Genomic DNA, 16413 nt, shown 5'->3' with positions numbered 1-16413 from the left:
GGCGTGGCGCTTGCCTTAAGCTGGTGCCGGGGCCATCAACGTCACCGGGAGCCTAGTGAATGGACACAGATGGACTACGCCTGTTTGTACTGGCGGCCGAGACGCTGAATATCAGCGCGGCGGGACGCCAGCTCGGCATCGCGCCGGCGGTCGCCAGCGCTCGACTATCCAAGCTGGAACATCAGGTCGGCGCCGACCTGCTGCATCGCTCTACCCGCAAGGTATCGTTGTCCCAGGAAGGGGCAGCCTTTCTTCCCTTCGCCAAGGAGATGCTGGCCCAGGAGGACGCAGGGCTCGCCGCCCTCGGCAAGGACAGCGAAGAGGCGACCGGGCGCCTGCGATTTGCCGCCTCCAGCACCTTCGCTCAGCTCTATGTCGCGCCGATTCTGCCGGAATTTCTCGAACGCTATCCCAGCGTCAGCCTGGAGTTGCGCCTGTCGGATACCCAGACCAACCTGATCGAGGGTGGGTTTGACCTGGCCTTGCGCAACTATCCGATCGAGGACAGCAACCTCAAGGCACGCAAGCTGGCCGACGACAAGCGCGTACTGTGTGCCTCCCCCAACTACCTGAAGCGCCACGGCGTGCCCAGGACGCCGCAGGACCTGCAAAGCCATCGGCTGGTGGCCTTTCAGGGTGGCACGCCGCGGGCGTTATCGAAGAACGGGATGCGCACCCCTCACACCTTTCCCCCGGCCGGGGCCAAGCCCCGCGTGACTTGCGACGATGGCGCCAGCATGAGGGTGGCCGCGGTGGCGGGCACCGGCATCACCATGCATGCGCTGTGGAGCATCCACAAGGACCTGGAACAGGGAACGCTGGTCAGGGTTCTGCCCGACCACGAGGTCGACGATCATTCCGCCATCTGGCTGGTTTACCCGAAAGCCAACGTGCTGACCGCCAAGGTCCGGGTGTTCATCGACTTCCTGCTGGAGAAGATCGGCACACCACCGATCTGGGACAGGCACTGACAGCACTACGCCGTACTAAGCCGTACTAAGCCGTACTACGCCGTAGCCGGCGCGCACTGTCAGCGATTTCCAGAAACTGATTCCCGGGTCATGGCGTTTTTTTCCAAGGCGGCATCGGCAATCCTGTAGGCATCGATTCACACCCTCTACAGGAGACCGACAATGTCCACCTCATCGATGTCCGCCATGGTCCTCAACCGCTACGGCGAGGACGCGCCGTTCGAATCCGCCACCCTGTCTCGCCCCCAGGTCAGCGCCGGTCAGGTGGTGGTGCGTATCGCCGCCACCAGCGTCAACACCATCGACACCATGATCCGTCAGCTGGGCCAGGAGGAGCTGCCGATCGCACCGGATCTGCCCGCCGTGCTCGGCATGGACTTTGCCGGCACCATCGAGGAAGTCGGCGAAGGCGTCACCGGCTTCGCCCCGGGTGATGAGGTCTACGGCTGCGCCGGCGGGCTCACCGACCTACAGGGCAGTCTGGCCGAGTACATGCTCGCCGACGCCCGACTGATTGCGCACAAACCGCGTTCCCTGTCGATGCGTGACGCCGCGGCCCTGCCACTGGTCGCCATCACCGCCTACGAAGGCCTGACCCGCGCAGGCGCAGGGACCGGCGATAAAGTACTGGTGCATGGCGGTGCCGGTGGCGTCGGCCATGTGGCGGTGCAGCTTGCCCGCCATCTGGGGTGTGAGGTCTACGCCACCGGTTCGGGAGAGCATCAGCGCGAACTGATCGAAGGCTTCGGTGCCACCGCCATCGACTTCAAGACCCAGAGCGTCGATGACTACGTCAACCAGCACACCGATGGTGCCGGCTTCGACGTCATCTTCGACAGCGTCGGCGGCCCCAACCTGATCAACTCCTTCAATGCGGTCAAGCTCAACGGCCAGGTGGCGACGACCATGTCGCTGGCCGAACTGGACATGACGCCGGCGCACTTCAAGGGCGCCTCGCTGCACGTGATCTTCATGCTGATTCCGATGATCCACAACGTCGGTCGGGAAGTGCACGGCACCATCCTGTCGACGCTTGCCGAGATCATCGATTCGGGGGCACTGACGCCGCTGGTGGACGACAATCGCTTCGCCCTGGCCGACGTCGGCAAGGCCTACGCCCACCTCACCTCGGGCAAGGCCGTCGGCAAGGTGGTCGTGGAGGTCGAGGGCTGATCAGGAAAACCAGCGTTTCAAGGTAGCGCTGGCCCTGTCCTTGTGCTCATCCTTGACGTAGGCCGCCACGGTCATCAGTGCCACCGCCAGCATGCCCATGTCGTCGGTGTAGCCGACCAGCGGGGTCAGATCCGGCAGGGCATCCAGCGGTGAGATGAAGTAGCCGAGCGCACCGTAGATGGTGGTCTTGGCCCACACGGGGGTGTCCTTGTCCCGGGCGGCGTAGTAGAGCGTCAGCGCCCGGGACAGGGTGACCTCGCCGGCGGCCTTGGCGTAGCGCCCGACCTTGGCCCAGAAGCGCTCGTCGGAATAGTGGCCCTGGTGCTCTTCGATCGGCTCTCCGGCCAGGATGACCTGCTGGGTTGTCTCGTCTTTCATTGTTTCCTCCCGTTGCGCTGTGGCATCGCCCGCTGCCCTTCCCTGAGCCGGCCCCAGTCGGCAATACCATTATCGACGATACCTTTATCGCCGATACCGCTGTCCTAGTGAAGCAGGACTCCCGGTATCGGTTCAATGGTGTCGCCCTGCCCCGTGCCTGCGCCAGCATCATCGGATGCTTCGTGTCGATTGTTGCCGCAAACGAAAAAGTGATTCCGCCGCGAGCCTCTTTTTTCCCGCCACTGACGGCGCCACACTCCATTACAACGATTAGGGCTTGTCTGAAAAGTGCCTGCGCTCGGTAATACGGCGTTAAAATCGGATCAAAATGCTCATTTACACCCCGTAAACTGCGCTTTCTCACCGCTTTTTGCCTTGTCTAACCTTCGCTCGTCGACTTTTCGGACAGCGCCTAGCGTTCTATCGAACTGATACGCCTCCCCTCGAGGCAGGAGCCAAGATGAGCTTGCAACGACTGACCAGTGGCCCCTTGACCCTGGGCCTGGAGCTGGCGCTGGACAATGACTGGAGCCCCGCCGGTGAAGCCGCCCGCCTGCGCGATGGTCGCGCCTTCGGCGTCCCCGATCTGAGCGAACACCTTAACCCTGTCCAGCTGGCCGATCGCCTCGGCTTTCGTGCGCTGTGGCTACGCGATGTACCGCTCTACGACCCGCACTTTGGCGACGCCGGTCAGGTGTTCGAGATGTTCACCTACCTGGGCTATCTGGCGGCGTCCACGCAGCGTGCACTGTTGGGCACCGCCGCTGCGGTGCTACCGCTGCGTATGCCCTGGCTGGTCAGAAAGGCCGCCGCCAGCGTGCAACAGCTCAGCGGTGACCGGCTGCTGCTGGGTGTCGCCAGCGGTGACCGTCCGGTTGAATATCCGCTGTTCGGAATACCCTTCGAGCAGCGTGGTGAGGCCTTCCGCGACGCCGTCGCGGTGCTGAGGGGCGATCAGGATGCGCGGCTGGGCGCCGGCCAGGCGCTGCTGCCGATGGCGACGCCACCGCCCCTGCTGGTGGCCGGTCTGGCCCAGCAGCGCCCGGACTGGGTCGGTCAGCACATGGATGCCTGGCTGGCCTACCCCGGCACGCCGGAGGACCACCGCCGTCGGGTCGGCCTGTGGCGCGAGGTGGCCGGCGACAAGCCCTACATCAGCTTCCTGCACCTGGACCTGGCCGAGCGCGCGGACGAACCGCCTCGCCGCCACCGCTTCGGGCTGAGGGTTGGCAGCCAGGGATTGATCGCCGAGCTCGAGGCCATGCAGGCCGCCGGCGTCAATCACATCGGCCTGAACCTGCGCCGCAACCAGGCGCCGGTGGAAGAGACCCTGCATCGCCTGGCCGAGGAAGTGTTGCCGGCCTTCGATGCTGGCTAGGCTCACCGCGCAGCGACGTGCGACTAACAGCCGGCTCGTCACCCTTGCCACACTCAGGACGCCAGGCCCATCCCACCAGTGCCCTTGCCGTACATTTCGGCAAAGCCGGGGATGCGTGCCTCCCACTGGGGTGGCGAGCCGACCATCTCGCGCAGAATCTCGATAAAGCGCCGGGTACGCAGCGGCATCTCGCGGTGGGGATAGAGCAGCGTGATGACGCCGAACTCCGGCAGTGCCAGGTCGGTCATCAGCGGCACGATACGTCCGTCGCTGACCTCGTTGTACATGGCGAATGCCGGCAGTACCCCGATGCCCATGCCTTCCATCACCCCGCGCTTGATCACCTCGGCCTCGCTGGTGCGCACCTGGCTATTGAGCGGCAGCTTCTGCTCCCGCCCCTGGTCATCCAGGTAAGGCAGATAGTCGAGCTGGAACTGCTGTGAGCTGAAGGTCAACGCCGGCAGCCGGGCCAGGGTGGCGAGGTCTCGTGGCTCACCATGGCGCTCGATAAAGGCGGGACTGGCGCCGATCAACAGATGATTGGGCGCCAGTGGCGAGGCCACCAGATTGGAATCCTTCAGGTCGCCGACCCGCAGCACCAGGTCGTAGCCTTCACCGATCACGTCGACCCGTCGTTCTTCCAACTGCAGGTCCACCTGCACATCGGGATAGTGCTGGCGAAAGCGTCGCATCGCCTCGAAGCCCAGGCAGCGGCCGAGGATGCCCGGGGCGCTCACCTTAAGCCGTCCGCTCGGCAGCTGCTGCATGTTCTCGGCCAGCGCCTGGGTGTGGTACATCCAGTCACGCAGCTCACGCCCCTGCTGCACCATGGCCTGCCCCGCCTGGGTCAGTGACAGCGAGCGCGTGGAGCGATTGAGCAGGCGCACCCCCAGCTCCTGCTCGAGGCGCGCGATATGCTTGGACACCACCGAGCGATCCAATTCGCGGCGCTTGGCGGCCTCGGAAAAGCTGCCAAGCTCGGCCACATCGACCAGAAGCAGCAGACGACTCGGTTGGTCCATGAAGGTCTCCACAGAAGGTACAAGCGCACAGATGCGTGCATATTTGGCATCAATAATGTGCGACCAACCGGTCTAATACAAGTCTCGATCGAGGATTACACTGGCGAACCTTTTGCTCAGGAGTCGCCAGATGTCCGACCAACGCCCCCCGTGCGACCCCCAGGTGGTGTCGCCTGCCCCCTCCCCTGCGCTTGCCGTATCGCCCTCGGAGTCTGACGACCTGCCTGCTCGAGGGGGTGCCGATAGCGCTGGCCGCACTGGACATCGCAAGGCGAGTCGCACGGCACGTCGTACAGCACCGCGTAAGACACCTCGTGCAATACGTCGCCTGGCCCGAGGCCTGGGGCTCGCCGCCCTGGCGCTGTTGCTGGCAGCCTGCCAACCCGGCGAAGGTCAGGGCGGACAGGGTGACGCTGCCAATGGCGCGGGCTCTGCGCCCGCGCCTCGGGTCGAGGTGGTCCAGGCGGTGCGTCAGCCGGTCTCGAACTGGTATCGCTACACCACCCGCCTCGAGGCTCCCGAGCGTGTCACCCTGCGTCCCCGGGTCACCGGTCAGGTGGCCGAGATTCTGTTCGAGGAAGGCTCCCTGGTCGAACAGGGCCAACCGCTGGTTCGCCTGGACCTGGCGCCCTTCGAGGCGCGGGTGCGTGAGCTGGAGGCGGGGCTTGCCAGGGGCAGGGCCGAGCTGGCCCGCGCCAACGGTGAGGCCAACCGTGCCAATCAGCTGGTCGGGCGCAACCTGATGGCCCGCGAGGAAGCCGAGGCCCGGCGCGCCAGTGCCCAGGCCCAGAATGCCGAGGTCGCCTCGCTGCAGGCACAGCTCGACAGTGCTCGTCTCGATCTGGCCCACGCCGAGGTCAGCGCACCGATCAGCGGTCGCGTCTCCCGCGCCGACCTGACGGTGGGCAACGTGGTCAGCGCCGGCCAGAGCGTGTTGACCACCATCGTCAGCACCGACCAGGTCGACGCCTACTTCGATATCGACGAGCGCAGCTGGAACCGCGACTTTGCCGAGATCACCGCCGATCAGGGCTGGCCGGTAGAACTGCAGCTGGCCGGCCAGGACGACTTCGCCTACCAGGGCGAGCTCGACTTTATCGACAACCGGGTCGATGAGGCGACCGGCACCCTGAGGGTGCGAGCTCGCTTCGACGCCGGGCATCCCTCGCTGCGCCCCGGCGCCTTCGCCCGGGTGCAGATCGCTGCCGCCCGCCATCGCGATGGGGTGCTGGTGCCCGACCGCGCCGTCGGCACCGACCTCGACGCCAACTTTGTACTGGTCGCCGACGAACAGGGCAAACTCGCCTACCGCAAGGTCACCACCGGCGCCCGCTTCGGGGCCTGGCGCGAGATCAGCGAAGGGCTCGAGGGCGGTGAGTCCGTGGTCGCCGCCGGTCCTTCGAAGTTCGGCCCCGGCATGGCGATCTCTCCTGCGCTGGTCGACGGCCCCGACCGCGCCCCGCTGGAGCAACTGCGAGAGCGTACCCGTCGCCTGGCCGAACGCCTCGACGCCGCGCCCGGCTCCCCCACTGCGTCTGTCTCTGAATTGGTCCCCGGCCCCGTTACCGATGCCGCCTCGGGCGACACCACTGGCGATGCGGGCACGCTGGCCGCCGACGCCAAGCACCTCGACCAGGAGCCTGCGCGCACATGAACCTGTCGAACTTCTTTATCCGACGCCCGGTATTCGCTGCGGTGCTGTCGATCCTGATCGTGGTGGCCGGCAGCCTGGCGCTGTTCAAGTTGCCGGTCTCTGAGTATCCCGAGGTGGTGCCACCCACCGTGGTGGTCAAGGCCAACTACCCCGGCGCCAATCCGGAGGTCATCGCCAAGACCGTGGCCACCCCGCTGGAGCAGGAGATCACCGGGGTCGAGGGCATGCTGTACATGGACTCCCAGTCCACCGCCGACGGCAACCTGACGCTGACCGTGACCTTCGCCCTCGGCACCGACCTGGACCAGGCCCAGGTCAACGTCCAGAACCGGGTGGCCCGCGCCACGCCTCGCCTGCCCCAGGAGGTCCAGGCGCTGGGGGTGACCACCGAGAAGTCGTCACCCAACCTGACCATGGTGGTCCACCTGACCTCACCGGATGGGCGCTACGACCAGCTATGGCTGTCGAACTTCGCGCGGCTGAACCTCCAGGACGACATCGCGCGCCTTGAGGGTGTGGGTGACGTCGGCCTGTTCGGGGCCGGCGAGTACGCCATGCGGGTGTGGCTCGACCCGGACGCCATCGCCTCCCGGGGCCTCGGCGCCAGCGACGTGGTGGCGGCACTGCGTGAACAGAACCAGCAGGTCGCCGCCGGCAGCCTGGGCGCCCAGCCGGCCCCGCGCGAGAGCCAGTTCCAGCGTCTGCTCAACGTCAAGGGACGGTTGTCTTCGCCTGAAGAATTTCGCGAGATCGTGATCCGGGTGGACGACGACGGCCGCATCACCCGCCTGGGCGACGTCGCCCGGGTGGAGCTCGGTGCCGACCAGTACGCCCTGCGCGCCCAGCTCGACGGCAAGGACGCGGTGGCCTTGCCGGTGTTCCAGCGTCCGGGCTCCAACGCCATCGCCCTGTCCGATGGCGTGCGCGACTATATGGCCGAGGCCGCCGAGACCTTCCCCGACGGCGTCGACTACGACATCGTCTACGACCCCACCGTGTTCGTGCGCGGCTCCATCGAGGCGGTGGTGCATACGCTGCTGGAGGCGGTGCTGCTGGTGGTGGTCGTGGTGGTGCTGTTCCTGCAGACCTGGCGAGCATCGCTGATTCCGCTGATCGCGGTGCCGGTCTCGCTGATCGGCACCTTCGCGGTGATGCAGCTGATCGGCGTATCGATCAATACGCTGTCACTGTTCGGCCTGGTGCTGGCGATTGGCATCGTGGTGGACGACGCCATCGTGGTGGTGGAGAACGTCGAGCGCAATATCGAACTCGGCCACTCGCCCTATGAGGCCACCCGCATCGCTATGAGCGAGGTCACCGGGCCGATCATCGCCATCGCCCTGGTACTGACCGCGGTATTCGTGCCGACCGCCTTCATCAGCGGTCTGACCGGACAGTTCTACCAGCAGTTCGCGCTGACCATCACCATCTCGACGCTGATCTCGGCGTTCAACTCGCTGACCCTGTCACCGGCGCTGTCGGCGCTGTTGCTCAAGCCCCACGGGGCGAAGCCCGACTGGCTGACCCGGCTGATCGACGCCCTGTTCGGCCGCTGGCTGTTCAGCCCCTTCAACCGGGCCTTCGCTGCCATGTCGCGGGGCTACACCGGGCTGATTCGTCGCCTGCTGCGCTTCGGGCTGATCGTCGGTCTCGGCTACCTGGCGTTGCTGGGACTCACCGGCAAGCTGTTTCAGGAGGTCCCCGGCGGCTTCATTCCGTCCCAGGACAAGCAATACCTGGTGGCCATGGCCCAGTTACCCGACGCCGCGAGCCTCGAGCGCACCAGCGAGGTGCTCGCCGAGATGCAGGAGATCGCCCTGGCAACGCCGGGCGTGGCCAACACCGTGGCCTTCCCCGGTCTTTCGGTGAATGGCTTCGTCAATGCCTCCAACTCGGGCATCGTCTTCACCCCGCTTGCGCCCTTCGATGAGCGCCAGTCGCCGGAGCTTTCGGCCGGCGCCATCGCCGCCCGCCTCAATGCCCAGTTCGCCCAGATCGACGAGGCCTACGTGGCGGTGTTCCCGCCTCCGCCGATCCTTGGCCTCGGCACCACCGGGGGCTTCAAGCTGCAGCTGCAGGACCGCGGCAACGTCGGCTTCGACGGGCTGTTCGAGGCGACCCAGGCGGTGGTCGGCGCCGCCAATCAGGACCCGCGGCTGGCCGGTGTCTACTCGAGCTATCGCATCCAGGTGCCGCAGTACGACGTGGAGGTGGACCGCGAGCAGGCGCTGGTGATGAATGTCTCGCTGGACGCGGTGTTCGACACCCTGCAGATCTACCTGGGGTCGCTCTACGTCAACGACATCAACCGCTTCGGCCGGACCTATCAGGTACGCGCCCAGGCCGACGCCGAATACCGCCTGGACGCCGAGGCCATCCGCCAGCTCAAGGTGCGCAGCAACGACGGCCGGATGATCCCGCTGGGCAGCTTCGTCGAGATCAGCCCGACCACCGGGCCGGACCGGGTCATGCACTACAACACCTTCGTCAGCGCCGACATCAACGGCTCGCCGGCGCCGGGCATGTCCAGTGACCAGGCCAAGCAGGCGATCGAGGAGGTGCTGGCCACCACCCTGCCGGCCGGCGTGGCCTACGAGTGGACCGAGGTCACCTACCAGCAGGTGCTGGCGGGCAACACCATGATCTACGTCTTCCCGCTGGTGGTGCTGCTGGTGTTCCTGGTGCTGGCGGCCCAGTACGAGAGCTGGTCGCTACCGTTCTCGATCATCCTGATCGTGCCGATGACGCTGCTGTCGGCCATGGCCGGTGTGTGGCTGACCGGCGGTGACAACAACATCTTCACCCGCATCGGCTTGATCGTGCTGGTGGCGCTGGCCTGCAAGAACGCCATCCTGCTGGTGGAGTTCGCCCGCGAGCAGCAGAGCCAGGGACAGTCGCGACTGGACGCCGTGCTGACCGCCTGCCGCCTGCGCCTGCGGCCGATCCTGATGACCTCGGTGGCCTTCACCGCAGGCGTCATCCCGCTGATGCTGGCCTCCGGTGCGGGCAGCGAAATGCGTCAGGCGATGGGCGTGGCGGTGTTCTACGGGATGATCGGGGTGACCCTGTTCGGGCTCTTGCTGACCCCGCTGTTCTATGTGGGCGTGCGTCGCCTGGTGGAACGTCGCCGGCCACGCTCAGGCGATAGCGATACCGATAGCGATACCGCGACAGCCGAGGCGACATCACCTTCCGCCTCCTGACGCCCTGCCCGCTGCCGAGTCTGGCGTTACCTGCGTCGGACTCGGCAGGCGGCCCACCATTGGCGGACGTGCATCAGAACAGGCGCGCCGCGTTCAGGGAAGCCGCAGCGCTTCGATCGACCGGGCCATATCGTCCGCCAGGGCGTGCACTGCCTGGCTATCGACCTCGCGCTGGGCGTAGGCGCGAAGGCCCATCACCTCGGCCTGTAGCCGCCGTCCCAGGCGCACCGGGTCGGCGCTCGGTTCAAGCTCGCCGGCGTCCTTGGCGGCGCGAAACTGCTCGACGAAGCAGGCTTCCATGGCCTCGAGCAGGGCCTCGGCCTTGCCCAGCGCCGCCTGCTCTCGCTCGCCCAGCTCCAGCAGGCTCTTCACCAGCATGCAGGCCCGGCTGGGAAGCTCCTGGTCCCGCAGACAGCCCAGCTTGCGCAGGTAGGCGGCCAGCCCCGACAAGGGCGAGTCGTACTCGGCCAGGGTACGCTCGAGCTCGACCAGTCCGAGCCGGGCATAGCGTTCCAGCGCCTCCTGAAACAACGCATCCTTGCTGCCGAAGGCGGCATAGATGCTGCCCGGCCGCATATCGAGGGTGCGTTCCAGGTCCTTGAGCGAGGTGGCGTGGAACCCCTTCTGCCAGAACAGGTGCAGGGCACGTTCCAGCGAATCCTGACGGTTATGTAGTGTCGCGCGCGGCATGGATGGGTCCGGTGTCGTGGCCGGTACGGCCTTCAGAAAATTGAGCAACTGCTCAAATTTTAACTTGAGTGATCGCTCAGGTATAGCTAGAGTATGCCCGAACGGCTTTCAGCAGGGCCTGCTGGCGGCCAATTTTGAGCAATCGCTCAAAAAATTCGGAATCAATGGCGCGTGCAACGCCCCGGTCTGCAACGGTCTGCGGCCTTGCCACAGGCGCCATCACACAGGAGAACCCGATGACCGACTTTAGCCTCCACGACAAGCAAAGCGCCCCCGAAGAGAGCCAGGCACTGCTCGACAACTCGGTCAACGCCTTTGGCATGATCCCCAACCTGCACGCGGTCATGGCCGAGGCACCGGGCCTGCTGGAAGGCTACCAGCGCCTGCACCAGCTATTCCTGGATTCCTCCTTCGATGCCGAGGAAACCACCGTGGTGTGGCAGACCATCAACGTCGAGCACAACTGCCACTACTGCGTGCCGGCCCACACCGCCATCGCCAAGCAGATGGAAGTGGATGACGCCGTCTCCGACGCCCTGCGCAACGAAGACCCGCTGCCCAACGAGCGCCTCGAAGCGCTGCGTACCTTCACCCTGTCGGTCGTGCGCGAACGTGGCAACGTCGATGACGACGCCGTGCAGGCCTTCCTCGACGCCGGCTACACTAAGCGCCAGGTGCTCGAAGTGATCCTGGCCCTGTCCCAGAAGGTCATGAGCAACTACACCAATCACCTGGCCAACACCCCGGTGGACGAACCCTTCGCCAAGTTCGACTGGAAGAAGGCCGAGTAACGACCACCCTATCGACAGGACGCCTCTGTGGCGTCCTGTCGAGGTGACTGGTCGTGGTGACTGGCCGAGGCCACCGAAGGCCCCGTCGATCGCGACGGACTCGATCAAGGAGACGCCATGACTGCCCCAGAACGCCCCGACGTGCTGGTCTTCGACGTCAACGAGACGTTGCTCGACCTGACCCACCTTGAGCCGCTGTTCGATCGGCTGTTCGGCGACCCGGCGATGCTGCGCGAATGGTTCGCCCAACTGATCCTCTACTCCCAGTCGATGACCCTGTCGGGACTCTATACGCCCTTCGGTCAGCTCGGCGCAGGCGCCCTGCGCATGACCGCCGAGATTCACGGGGTCACCCTCGAGCAGAACGATCTCGACGAACTGGGTGAGCGCATCGGCTCCATGCCGGCGCACCCCGACGTGGCCCCGGCACTCGAGCGGCTTCGCCAGGCCGGCTTTCGCCTGGTCACCCTGACCAACTCGGCACCGGGCGCTGGCCCCACGCCGCTGGAAAAGGCAGGACTGGCCGAGTATTTCGAACGCTCATTCAGCGTCGACCAGGTCAAAAAGTTCAAGCCCGCGCCGGACACCTACGCCCAGGTCGCCGAGGCCATGCAGACACCGCCATCTAGACTGTGCCTGATTGCCTGCCACCTGTGGGATACCATCGGCGCCCAGGCCGCCGGCTGGCAGGGTGCACTGGTGCTCCGGCCCTACAACGCCATGCTGCCGGCGGATGGCGTCCCGGTACCGGACTACAGTGTCGACGATATCGGCAAGTTGGCGGATCGGTTGATTGGTTCCTGATCAAGCAGCTCCGCCACTTGATTCGGCGGCCAGTCCCGCAGGCCGGGCCTGGTACTGCCTCCCGAAGACACCTTGCGAAATCACATTCTTTGCTCTACCATGCGCAGCCTCTCGACGCCGCATCCCCTGCGGCATCTGCGCGCCCGTAGCTCAGCTGGATAGAGTACCTGACTACGAATCAGGTGGTCGGAGGTTCGAATCCTCCCGGGCGCGCCATCGATTGTCTTTCTTGTATCTTGTCTGTCTTTTCTTTCTGGCCTTTCTGTCTGGCTTTTCTGTCTAGCCTTTCTGCCTGACCTTTCTAACTGACCTTTCGTTCGACGCCCTTCCGATCTTTGTACCGACGTCGACCGCGTCATCAAAACACTTTTTTACAAAAATACGACAATCCAGCAACTCCTTGTATTTGTCGCGAAACGTCCGCCAACATCGGTCTTTCTCGCCGCGATGAAACGCTTTCTCTCCTTACCCTGATTATCCTCCCCCTCCTTACCTCTTCTGTTGCACTGAATCGTCAACAACTCCTCCTATACTCGAGCGATCGGGCTCCCTTGGAGCCTCTCATCGCGTCAAATCACTGGTCATCGTGGTACGTGACCGGGTCAGGGAGACAGACGGTGTTCGCATTCAGTCCTTATCGCAACAGAGCGCAACGCTGGAGCGGTTATCTAGCGGCCAGCCTTATCATGACGATGTCCACGTCGGTGCTTGCCCAGGAGAATGACTCCCAGCAGCAGGACAATGGAAACTCGTCCAAACCCAACATTCTGGTGCTGTGGGGCGACGATATCGGGCAGTCCAACATTTCGGCCTTCACCCACGGTCTGGTGGGCTACCAGACCCCCAATATCGACCGCATCGCCGACGAAGGCATGATGTTCACCGACTACTATGGTGAACAGTCCTGCACCGCCGGCCGCTCGTCCTTCATCACCGGCCAGAGCGTGTTTCGCACAGGGCTATCCAAGGTCGGCCTGCCGGGCGCCGCTCAGGGCATCAGCGAGAAGGACCCGACCATCGCCGCCCTGCTCAAGGCCGAAGGCTACGCCACCGGCCAGTTCGGCAAGAACCACCTGGGCGATCGCGACGAACACCTGCCGACCAATCACGGTTTCGACGAATTCTTCGGTAACCTCTATCACCTCAACGCCGAGGAAGAGCCCGAGCATCCGGACTACCCTGCCGACATGGAAATGCCGGACGGCCGCACCTTCCGCGAGGCCTTCGGACCCCGTGGGGTGATCAAGTCCAGCGCCGACGGGCAGATCGAGGACACCGGACCGCTGACAAGCCAGCGAATGGAGACCATCGACGAAGAATCCTCCGCCGCGGCGCTGGATTTCATCGAGCGCAAGACCGCCGAGGGCACCCCCTGGTTTGTCTGGTGGAACGCCACCCGCATGCACTTCCGTACCCACGTCAAGGACGAGCTGCGCGGTATCTCCGGTCAGAACGAATACGCCGACGGTATGGTCGAGCACGACATGCACGTCGGCCAGTTCCTCGACAAGCTTGACGAGCTGGGCATCGCCGACAACACCATCGTGTTCTACTCCACCGACAACGGGCCGCACATGAATACCTGGCCCGACGCTGGCATGACGCCGTTTCGCGGCGAGAAGAACACCAACTGGGAAGGCGGCTGGCGGGTACCCGCCATGGTCCGCTGGCCAGGTCAGATCGAGGAAGGCTCCATCTCCAACGAGGTCATGCACCACATGGACTGGATGCCGACCTTCATGGCCGCCGTCGGCAACGATTCCATCAAGCAGGACCTGCTGGAGGGTGGCGTTCAGGCCATCGGTCGCGAGTACAACGTACATCTGGACGGCTACAACTTCCTGCCTCTGCTCACCGGGGAAAGTGAGGAAGGCCCGCGTCATGAGGTGTTCTACTTCTCCGATGACGGTGACCTGACCGCGCTGCGCTACGATGACTGGAAGCTGGTGTTCATGGAGCAGCGCATCGAGGGAACCTTCGAAGTGTGGGCGAACCCCTTCACCCCGCTGCGTGTCCCCTTGATGTTCAACCTGCGCCGCGATCCCTACGAGCGTGCTCAGCTGACCTCCAACACCTACTATGACTGGTTGCTGGATCACTCCTTCCTGGCCCTGCCCGCCCAGTCCTATGTGGCAAACTTCCTGGAGACCTTCAAGGAGTTTCCGCCACGCATGAAGGCAGCAAGTTTCAGTCTGGATCAGGTAATGGAAGCCCTGGAACAGCCCGCCAGCGTTCACTGACGCCGGCTTGAACGCCACGAGCCGCTCCCCCGGGGGCGGCTCGTCGGTGAAAAAAGACGGGTCGAAGAGCCCGTTCCATTCTCTCAAGGAACCGAGTGCATGAATCCCCCTAATCCGAGCATCCTCCAACGACAGTCACTGGCAACGCTGCTGCCCGCGGTACTGTTGTCTCTGCTTCCTGCGATGGCACTGGCCGACCCGCTGCCTTCCTGGAATGCCGGTCACAGCAAGAGCACCATCGTCGACTTTGTCGAGTCCACCAGCGATCCGGACAACGATGACTTCGTGCCACAGGAGCGACGCATCGCGGTGTTCGACAACGATGGCACCCTGTGGAGTGAGCAGCCCGCCTACACCCAGTTGCTCTACGCCCTGGACCGCGCCAGCGAGACCGACCCCGAGGCGCTCGACACGCCGCTCAAGAAGGCCGCCGCCGAAGGTGACATCGACACCCTGCTGGAGGCCGGCGAGGAAGGCATCCAGGCGCTGCTGTCGCTGTCCCACCAGGACCTGTCGCTGAGTGACTTCCAGCAGGACGTGAGCGACTGGCTGGCCAACGCCACCCACCCCGCGACCGGCCGCTTCTACACCGACATGGTCTACCAGCCGATGCTCGAACTGCTCGGCTATCTGCGCGACCACGGCTTCTCGACCTACATCGTCTCCGGTGGCGGGCTCGAGTTCATGCGCGTCTTCGCCAGCGACGTCTATGGCGTGCCGCCCCAGAACATCATCGGCAGTACCGGCGAGATGGAACTGGTCGATCTCGAAGACGATCCGCAGCTCTACAAGCGCGGCGGCGACATCTGGCTCGATGACGGCCCCGGCAAGGTGATATCGATCAACCGCCATCTGGGCCAGCGCCCGATTCTCGCCGTGGGCAACTCAGACGGCGACGTGCCGATGCTGATCTGGACCACCGAGGGCGAAGGCCCGCGCCTTGGCGTGCTGGTTCACCACACCGATGGCGAGCGCGAGGTCGCCTACGACAGCGACAGCCATATCGGACGTCTGGCCGATGGCCTGGAACAGGCTGAAGCGCGCGACTGGCAGTTGATCGACATGGCCCGCGACTGGCAACGCCTTTACCCGGAGAAACCATGAGCCTCAACGACGACATCAAGGGACTCGAGGCCGCCATCGGCGAGTCGATCATCGGCCAGCGCGACGTCATTCGGCGGCTGGTGATCGGCCTGCTGGCCGGCGGCAACCTGCTGATCGAAGGCCTGCCGGGACTGGCCAAGACCCGCGCGGTCAAGGCCATGGCGCGCCACCTGGAGGCCGACTTCAGTCGTATCCAGTTCACGCCCGACCTGCTGCCTTCCGACGTGACCGGCAGCGAGGTCTACCATCAGGGCGAGGAAGGCGCGGTATTCCGCTTTCACCCGGGCCCGCTGTTCGCCAATCTGGTGCTGGCCGACGAGATCAACCGCGCCCCGGCCAAGGTACAGTCGGCCCTGCTCGAGGCCATGGAGGAGCGCCAGGTCACGGTGGGCGGCACGACCCACAAGATGCCGGCGCTGTTCATGGTGCTGGCCACCCAGAACCCGATCGAGCAGGAAGGCACCTACCCGCTGCCCGAGGCGCAGATGGACCGCTTCATGATGCATGTGCGGGTCGACTACCCCAGCCGCGAGGAAGAGGTTCAGGTGATTCGCCTGGTGCGTCAGGAAGAGCAGGCCAACAATCGCGAGGCAAGCCCGGCCGCCGGCGACGCTACTGCTCAGGTCCCCGTGGCCCTGGCCCAGGAGGCGATCTTCGCCGCCCGCCGCGAGATCGCCGCCCTGCACGTGGCCGAGCCGATGGAGCAGTACATGGCCACGCTGGTGGACGCCACCCGTCACCCGGCGGACTTCAGCGACGACCTGGCCCGCTACATCGAACTCGGCGCCAGCCCGCGCGCCTCGCTGGCGCTCGACCGTTGCGCCCGCGCCCACGCCTGGCTCGAAGGCCGCGACTACGTGGATCCGGTGGACGTCCAGCAGGTGGCTCCGGAGGTGCTGCGCCACCGCATCGGGCTGAGCTTCGAGGCCCAGGGCCAGGGCTTCAGCGCCGACGACGCGGTCGCCACCCTGCTTGGCTGCGTGGCGCTCCCCTGAGGCCTGGTCT

At 65.0% G+C, this 16413-nt stretch carries 13 protein-coding genes and 1 tRNA gene; 11 read left to right on the top strand and 3 right to left on the bottom strand.

Features of this window, described 5'->3' with window-relative positions; genetic code table 11:
• The first annotated feature begins 59 nt into the window (after window positions 1-59).
• Window positions 60-971 (top strand): LysR family transcriptional regulator, encoded by a 912-nt coding sequence (locus NFG57_RS04585; RefSeq protein WP_222515558.1) that lies wholly within the window; start codon window positions 60-62, stop codon window positions 969-971.
• Between the two features lie 162 nt (window positions 972-1133).
• Window positions 1134-2144: a zinc-dependent alcohol dehydrogenase family protein gene (locus NFG57_RS04580; RefSeq protein ID WP_261395027.1), complete on the top strand. Its 1011-nt coding sequence runs from the start codon at window positions 1134-1136 to the stop codon at window positions 2142-2144.
• Here NFG57_RS04580 and NFG57_RS04575 read toward each other — a convergent pair whose 3' ends face one another.
• A complete protein-coding gene (locus NFG57_RS04575) occupies window positions 2145-2522 on the bottom strand; it encodes a YkvA family protein (protein ID WP_045994728.1) in 378 nt (125 codons plus the stop codon).
• A 460-nt stretch (window positions 2523-2982) separates the two neighbouring features.
• Here NFG57_RS04575 and NFG57_RS04570 point away from each other — a divergent pair, with 460 nt between their 5' ends.
• On the top strand, window positions 2983-3900 hold the full coding sequence (locus NFG57_RS04570) for a TIGR03571 family LLM class oxidoreductase (RefSeq protein WP_348815488.1): 918 nt from the start codon (window positions 2983-2985) through the stop codon (window positions 3898-3900).
• A gap of 53 nt (window positions 3901-3953) precedes the next feature.
• Here the strand turns inward: NFG57_RS04570 and NFG57_RS04565 are convergent, their stop codons facing one another.
• Complete coding sequence (locus tag NFG57_RS04565) at window positions 3954-4922, bottom strand: LysR family transcriptional regulator (protein ID WP_222515560.1); 969 nt, start codon at window positions 4920-4922, stop codon at window positions 3954-3956.
• A 130-nt stretch (window positions 4923-5052) separates the two neighbouring features.
• On the opposite strand from NFG57_RS04565, the gene NFG57_RS04560 reads away from it, so the two are divergent.
• Both NFG57_RS04560 and NFG57_RS04555 read left to right on the top strand, forming a co-directional pair.
• Window positions 5053-6576: an efflux RND transporter periplasmic adaptor subunit gene (locus NFG57_RS04560; RefSeq protein WP_348815486.1), complete on the top strand. Its 1524-nt coding sequence runs from the start codon at window positions 5053-5055 to the stop codon at window positions 6574-6576.
• Entirely contained in the window at window positions 6573-9779 is a 3207-nt protein-coding gene (locus NFG57_RS04555) for an efflux RND transporter permease subunit (RefSeq protein ID WP_261395028.1), read from the top strand. Before NFG57_RS04560 ends, NFG57_RS04555 begins: the two co-directional genes overlap by 4 nt.
• Window positions 9780-9872: 93 nt before the next feature.
• Here NFG57_RS04555 and NFG57_RS04550 read toward each other — a convergent pair whose 3' ends face one another.
• Window positions 9873-10469, bottom strand: coding sequence for a TetR/AcrR family transcriptional regulator (locus tag NFG57_RS04550; protein WP_213227637.1), 597 nt, complete (start codon window positions 10467-10469; stop codon window positions 9873-9875).
• A 236-nt stretch (window positions 10470-10705) separates the two neighbouring features.
• Between NFG57_RS04550 and NFG57_RS04545 the strand changes: the two genes are divergently transcribed.
• The 6 genes from NFG57_RS04545 to NFG57_RS04520 all read left to right on the top strand — a co-directional run bounded on the left by NFG57_RS04545 (window position 10706) and on the right by NFG57_RS04520 (window position 16403).
• On the top strand, window positions 10706-11260 hold the full coding sequence (locus NFG57_RS04545) for a carboxymuconolactone decarboxylase family protein (RefSeq protein WP_108131421.1): 555 nt from the start codon (window positions 10706-10708) through the stop codon (window positions 11258-11260).
• A 117-nt stretch (window positions 11261-11377) separates the two neighbouring features.
• Window positions 11378-12064 carry a haloacid dehalogenase type II gene (locus NFG57_RS04540; RefSeq protein WP_045994170.1) on the top strand — a complete coding sequence of 229 codons (687 nt, stop codon included), beginning with the start codon at window positions 11378-11380 and terminating at the stop codon, window positions 12062-12064.
• A 139-nt stretch (window positions 12065-12203) separates the two neighbouring features.
• Window positions 12204-12280: transfer RNA gene (locus tag NFG57_RS04535), tRNA-Arg, on the top strand.
• Between the two features lie 470 nt (window positions 12281-12750).
• Window positions 12751-14304 carry an arylsulfatase gene (locus NFG57_RS04530; RefSeq protein ID WP_108131420.1) on the top strand — a complete coding sequence of 518 codons (1554 nt, stop codon included), beginning with the start codon at window positions 12751-12753 and terminating at the stop codon, window positions 14302-14304.
• Between the two features lie 99 nt (window positions 14305-14403).
• Window positions 14404-15408, top strand: coding sequence for an HAD family hydrolase (locus NFG57_RS04525; RefSeq protein ID WP_222515562.1), 1005 nt, complete (start codon window positions 14404-14406; stop codon window positions 15406-15408).
• On the top strand, window positions 15405-16403 hold the full coding sequence (locus NFG57_RS04520; RefSeq protein ID WP_222515563.1) for a MoxR family ATPase: 999 nt from the start codon (window positions 15405-15407) through the stop codon (window positions 16401-16403). Before NFG57_RS04525 ends, NFG57_RS04520 begins: the two co-directional genes overlap by 4 nt.
• The last annotated feature ends 10 nt before the right edge of the window (window positions 16404-16413 follow it).

The sequence above is a fragment of the Halomonas sp. H10-59 genome, assembly GCF_040070555.1.
Lineage (GTDB): Bacteria > Pseudomonadota > Gammaproteobacteria > Pseudomonadales > Halomonadaceae > Halomonas > Halomonas litopenaei.
The sequence above is the reverse complement of the archived record's forward strand: the minus strand, read 5'-3'. Positions and strand labels throughout refer to the sequence as shown.

Excerpts from the sequence above, each read along its gene's own strand:
- NFG57_RS04585 (WP_222515558.1), top strand. The coding sequence starts at position 60 with ATGGACACAGATGGACTACGCCTGTTTGTACTGGCGGCCGAGACGCTG.
- NFG57_RS04580 (WP_261395027.1), top strand. The coding sequence starts at position 1,134 with ATGTCCACCTCATCGATGTCCGCCATGGTCCTCAACCGCTACGGCGAG.
- NFG57_RS04575 (WP_045994728.1), bottom strand. The coding sequence starts at position 2,522 with ATGAAAGACGAGACAACCCAGCAGGTCATCCTGGCCGGAGAGCCGATC.
- NFG57_RS04570 (WP_348815488.1), top strand. The coding sequence starts at position 2,983 with ATGAGCTTGCAACGACTGACCAGTGGCCCCTTGACCCTGGGCCTGGAG.
- NFG57_RS04565 (WP_222515560.1), bottom strand. The coding sequence starts at position 4,922 with ATGGACCAACCGAGTCGTCTGCTGCTTCTGGTCGATGTGGCCGAGCTT.
- NFG57_RS04560 (WP_348815486.1), top strand. The coding sequence starts at position 5,053 with ATGTCCGACCAACGCCCCCCGTGCGACCCCCAGGTGGTGTCGCCTGCC.
- NFG57_RS04555 (WP_261395028.1), top strand. The coding sequence starts at position 6,573 with ATGAACCTGTCGAACTTCTTTATCCGACGCCCGGTATTCGCTGCGGTG.
- NFG57_RS04550 (WP_213227637.1), bottom strand. The coding sequence starts at position 10,469 with ATGCCGCGCGCGACACTACATAACCGTCAGGATTCGCTGGAACGTGCC.
- NFG57_RS04545 (WP_108131421.1), top strand. The coding sequence starts at position 10,706 with ATGACCGACTTTAGCCTCCACGACAAGCAAAGCGCCCCCGAAGAGAGC.
- NFG57_RS04540 (WP_045994170.1), top strand. The coding sequence starts at position 11,378 with ATGACTGCCCCAGAACGCCCCGACGTGCTGGTCTTCGACGTCAACGAG.
- NFG57_RS04530 (WP_108131420.1), top strand. The coding sequence starts at position 12,751 with ATGACGATGTCCACGTCGGTGCTTGCCCAGGAGAATGACTCCCAGCAG.
- NFG57_RS04525 (WP_222515562.1), top strand. The coding sequence starts at position 14,404 with ATGAATCCCCCTAATCCGAGCATCCTCCAACGACAGTCACTGGCAACG.
- NFG57_RS04520 (WP_222515563.1), top strand. The coding sequence starts at position 15,405 with ATGAGCCTCAACGACGACATCAAGGGACTCGAGGCCGCCATCGGCGAG.